Annotated in this window: 1 protein-coding gene; it reads right to left on the bottom strand. The window is 68.1% G+C overall.

Annotated features, from left to right (window positions below; all coding sequences use genetic code 11):
• Positions 1-8 precede the first annotated feature (8 nt).
• Positions 9-1,426 (bottom strand): hypothetical protein (locus KDH83_RS27615; protein ID WP_212321597.1); only part of this gene is annotated, 1,418 nt, incomplete at its 5' end.

The following is a 1,426-nucleotide window of genomic DNA, read 5'->3' as shown; positions in this document are numbered from 1 at the left end:
GCGTGACGCTACAGGAGGCGGAATTTCGCGGCGAAGTCGGAGATCAGCGTGGCGGTGGGCTGGTGCCTGACCGAGAAGCCGCGAAATCCGGATCCGGCGCGGCTGGACCCGGTGCTACGCACGGACCAGGCAACAGGCATCGCTTCGGCCTCGAACGCGGGCACCCAGAATTCGATATCGACGGCATCGTCCAGGTGAGTTTCGAGCTGATGCTGCATGAATAGCCAGCGGTATGCTTCCGCGTTGTTCACGTCCTGGGCCAGCTTGAGCGCCTCCTTGAATTCCTCGATGGAGCCGCGGGTCGGTTTCAGGGACTTGAGGTCGGGCGCGGCGGGACGGCGTGAGTAGAAGGCGGCGTCGCGCCCGAACGCCATGCTGTACTTGAAATCGATCAGCGTATGCCGGCCGTCCTGGTTCAGCAGGACCAGATCCGGCCTGCGGTCCCTGCCGTTGCGCGCGAAGACGCGCTCCCGGTTGTCTTGCCAGCGACGCAGGGTGGCAGGGGTTGCCGGACCAGCGAACCGCGGGTCGCAGGTGTGGATCCGGTCGTCGCCATACCGCGCGCGCGCATGTTGCAGGCAGGCGGCTTCCCATACCTGGTAAAAGCCCGCCACGCCACGGATATCGCCCGGGCCGTTCATCTCGTGATTCAGGTACACATCCAGCAGGTGCTGCAGTTCGCGGGTGGCGGCGAAGACGGCGGGCGCCTGGGTGCTCATTCTGGCCAGCGCCGCGCGCAGCGTGGCCAGGGTCCGGTCCGATTTGCCCGCATACAGCGACGCGTCGGGGGATAGCCGGTAAGCGTTCGCGAATTGCGCTGCGATGGCGGCGCACTCGGCGCGCAGCCCGGGACTGAGCGCGGTGTTCATGTCGTCTGGGAACAGATGGCCAAGCGCATCCAGGGCAATCCAGACCGCCAGGCCGGAATAGTCCTCATGCTTGACGCCGAGCTGTCGGTTCGATCCCCACATCTGCTCGAATACCGGCGTTCCGTCGGGCAGGAAATGCGCGTGTTCCAGGGCGCGGCTGATCTGGCGGTCATTGAACTGGCTGCTCAGTCCGGGCTTGCGCACCTCCGCCAGGAAATGCGGATTCCGCAGGCGCCTGATCAATGACAGGCAGGCTCGCATGCGCGAGAATCCAGGAGCGGGACCGTCGCCGGGCGTCAGGCGTTCGCCGTTCGCGCCGCCGAGCAGGCCGTCACGCGGGGAGTCGGCGATCTCGCGGTCGGCGAACAGCGTGCAGAAATGCGCGATGGCCCGCGCGCTGCCGCCCAGCTGCTCGTCCGGGGAGGGGGCGCGGGGCATGGCGTAGCCGATCGGCAGCCGCGGCGTGTGGCCGCGGGTGAGCCTGTCCCCCACCCCGCCAACCGCGGCCTCCCCCGCGGGCCCCCAGTCCGTAGCCGCGACGTCGGCCTGCACCGCCG

This window comes from Achromobacter sp. Marseille-Q0513, assembly GCF_018195695.1.
In the GTDB taxonomy this organism is placed as follows: Bacteria; Pseudomonadota; Gammaproteobacteria; order Burkholderiales; family Burkholderiaceae_B; genus Achromobacter.
This window is presented reverse-complemented; position numbering and strand designations above follow the sequence as displayed.